General features: G+C 47.0%; 3 protein-coding genes. All 3 read left to right on the plus strand.

What is annotated here, in order from left to right; all coding sequences use genetic code 11:
• Positions 1-1,559, plus strand: a 1,559-nt coding sequence (locus ACTIE6_RS19245; RefSeq protein ID WP_439558190.1) for a GH92 family glycosyl hydrolase, incomplete at its 5' end; no start/stop codon positions are given.
• A gap of 199 nt (positions 1,560-1,758) precedes the next feature.
• Positions 1,759-2,772 (plus strand): aldo/keto reductase, encoded by a 1,014-nt coding sequence (locus tag ACTIE6_RS19250; RefSeq protein WP_439558191.1) that lies wholly within the window; start codon positions 1,759-1,761, stop codon positions 2,770-2,772.
• Positions 2,773-2,868: 96 nt separating this feature from the next.
• On the plus strand, positions 2,869-3,714 hold an 846-nt coding region (locus tag ACTIE6_RS19255; protein WP_439558192.1), incomplete at its 3' end, for a PQQ-dependent sugar dehydrogenase.

The raw sequence follows: 3,714 nt of genomic DNA on the forward strand, positions 1-3,714 counted from the left end.
GTTTCAAAACCAAAAGAGGCGAAAAGGTAGGCTTGAAAGTAGCGTCTTCATTTATCAGTCCCGAACAGGCTGAGCTTAACCTGCAACGCGAGCTCGCAAACGACAGCTTCGACGCGACGAAAGCCAAAGGTGAGAAAATCTGGAATGATGAACTTTCCAGGATCCTGGTGGAAGGTGACAATATAGACGAGATCCGGACTTTTTACTCCTGCCTTTATCGGGTACTCTTGTTCCCCAGGAAATTTTACGAGTTCGATAAAGCAAATAAGATAGTGCATTACAGTCCGTATAATGGAGAAGTGAGGCCGGGTTATATGTTTACAGACAATGGTTTCTGGGATACATTCCGCGCGGTTTTTCCATTCTTTACGCTAATGTACCCGACCTTGAACGGACAGATCATGGAAGGTTTGGCCAATGCATACGACGAAAGCGGCTTCCTGCCCGAATGGGCCAGCCCCGGTCACCGAGATTGTATGATAGGCTCCAACTCTGCTTCGCTCATCGCTGATTCTTATGTAAAAGGAATCCGTGGGTACGATATCAACAAACTGTACGAAGCAATCCTGAAAAATACGGAGAATGCAGGACCGGTAAGTTCGGTCGGCCGCTTTGGACATGAATATTACAACGAGCTAGGCTATGTTCCCTATGATGTAAAAGTAAATGAAAATGCGGCACGTACATTGGAGTATGCATACGCTGACTTCTGTATCTCGCAGCTGGCAAAAGAATTGAAAAAACCCCAGAAAGAGGTAGATCTGTACCTGAAACGAAGCCAGAATTACCGTAACCTGTTTGACCCTGAAACCAAATGGATGCGCGGCAAAAACAAAGACGGACAGTTTCAGAAACCTTTTAACCCATTCAAATGGGGTGATGCATTTACGGAAGGAAACAGCATTCATTATACCTGGTCTGTGTTCCAGGATGTGAAAGGTTTGATCGGGTTAATGGGCGGACGTGATGCTTTTGTACAAAAGCTCGATACTGTCTTCAAATTACCTCCCATTTTCGACGACAGCTATTACGGATTCCCGATCCACGAAATCCGCGAAATGCAGATCATGAATATGGGTAATTATGCGCACGGCAACCAGCCAATCCAGCACATGATTTACCTGTACAATTATGCTGGCGCGCCCGACAAAGCGCAGTACTGGTCGAGGCAGGTAATGCGCAGGTTGTACCAGCCGGCGCCCGACGGATACTGCGGAGACGAGGATAATGGGCAAACTTCTGCCTGGTACGTTTTTTCTTCACTGGGTTTCTATCCGGTAACACCCGGCACAACGCAGTACGTAATCGGCTCACCGCTTTTCAAAAAAGCTACGCTGACAATGGAAAACGGCAAGAAGTTTACGATACAGGCACCTGAAAACAGCGAATCCAATATCTATATCCAGGCAGCTAACCTCAATGGAAAAAGCTATGGAAACACCTATCTGGAACACGCTGACATTCAAAAAGGAGGCACAGTGCAGTTTAACATGGGCAGCAAACCATCCAAAACATGGGGAACCAAGCCGGAAGCAGCACCGTTTTCGTTGACGAAGTAAACTTCGGCTGTCGGCTGTCGGCTGTCACCAGAAATTGAATGCGCTCAAAGAAGTTCAGCTTAATGCTGAAAGAAAAGAATTTAAAAGAGAAAAAAAGCCGAAAGCCGATTGCCGAAAGCCAACAGCCAAATAAATTTTCATCCTAACTAAACGCTAAAAAGCCGACGGCCGGTCGCCGAAAGCCGATAGCCCCAAAACCATGCAATACCGTAAAGTTGGAAACTCTGATCATCCTGAAAAACCGGATCTTGAATTATCTGTGATCACATTTGGCGCCTGGGCAGCAGGTGGATGGATGTGGGGTGGATCTGAGCGGAATGACGCCGTAAAGGCAATCCGCGAATCTTTTGACGTAGGTGTTACCTCCATTGATACCGCGCCTGTTTACGGACAGGGTCTCAGCGAAGAAATCGTGGGAGAAGCTATCAAAGACATTCCCCGCGACAAAGTCCAGATACTTACCAAATACGGTATGCGCTGGGATGTTGCGCAAGGCGACTTTGCGATGCACAGCAAAAACAATGAGGGAAAGGATATTGACATTTATAAGTATGCTGCGAAAGACAGCATTATCAAAGAATGTGAAGACAGCCTAACCCGCCTCGGTACGGATTACATTGACCTTTACCAGATCCACTGGCACGACAAAACCACACCCATTGAAGAAACAATGGAAGCGGTAAGCCAGCTGATCCAGCAGGGAAAAGTGCGTTATGCAGGTGTGTGCAACTACGATGTGGAGCTCATGCGCGAAGCTTCGAAGTACATTAACCTCGTTTCTGACCAGGTTCCTTACAGTATGGTCAAAAGAGAGATTGAGCAGGAGCTTGTACCTTATTGCATTGAACATGAAAAGGCGATTTTGGCTTACAGCCCGATGGAACGCGGATTATTGACAGGCAAAATGAAGCCTGGTCACCAGTTTGCTGAAAACGACCACCGCGCTTCCCTGCATTTTTTTAAAGACGAAAATCTGAAACGCGTAGATGCATTTTTGGCGAAGATCAAGCCCATTGCTGACGATAAAAATGTGTCACTCGGTCAGCTTGTTTTAAAATGGACCATTCAGCAACCGGGCATTACCATCGCTTTGGCAGGTGCACGCGACGCAAAACAGGCGCTTCAAAATGCCGCTGCTGCTGACATTGTACTGAGTACAGAAGAAATCAATACCATTACAGCACACTTAAATGAGCTGGAACTAGTTAAATAAAAAGAAGCGCGCTGCGGTTACAGCGCGCTTCTTTTTAACCATAATGATGAGCAAATATTTAACCCCAAAAACCAAGCTTTTTATTCACCATAACCTATGAACGGAAAAACTTCTATTCTAAAAAAGTACCTCCCTGTTGCACTCGGAGGTTTGTTAATGACCGCCTCTGTGGGTCTGATGAGCTACAACAATGCCACTGACAGCCCGAAGAAAAGCATCGCTGAGTCTGACCTGAAAGTGGACACGGTTGCAACCGGACTTACTATGCCGTGGGCGTCTGCATTGCTGCCAAATGGCGACCTACTGGTAACAGAGCGCGGCGGTAAATTGCGGCTTGTTTCGAAAGGACAGCTGGATGCCACGCCTATATCAGGTATTCCGGAAGTTTGGTACAAAGGCCAGGGCGGTTTACTTGACATTGCGCTGCACCCCGACTACAAAACCAACGGCTGGATTTACATCAGCTATTCTTCACCCAAAAAAGACGGTGAAGAAGGCGACGATGGCGGCGCAAATACCGCATTGATGCGCGCGAAATTGAAAGGAAAAGAACTGACAGACATTCAGCAGTTGTTCAAGGCTATTCCGAATGTAAAGGGTAATGTACACTTCGGTGGCCGCATTGTTTTTGATAAAAAAGGCTACGTATTCCTTTCTCTGGGCGAAAGAGGCCAGAAGGAAAATTCTCAGAACCTGGGTAAAGATCAGGGAAAAGTAGTGCGTTTGTTTGAAGATGGTAAAATCCCTACCGATAACCCATTTGTAAAAACAGCCGGCGCAAGACCGGAAATCTGGACTTACGGACACCGTAACCCGCAAGGAATGGTGATCCACCCCACTACCGGCGTGATCTGGGAGCACGAGCATGGACCACAAGGCGGCGACGAGCTGAATATTGTTGAAAAAGGCAAAAACTACGGCTGGCCGCTCATTACTTACGGG

It is taken from the genome of Dyadobacter sp., from assembly GCF_051859145.1.
GTDB lineage: Bacteria > Bacteroidota > Bacteroidia > Cytophagales > Spirosomataceae > Dyadobacter.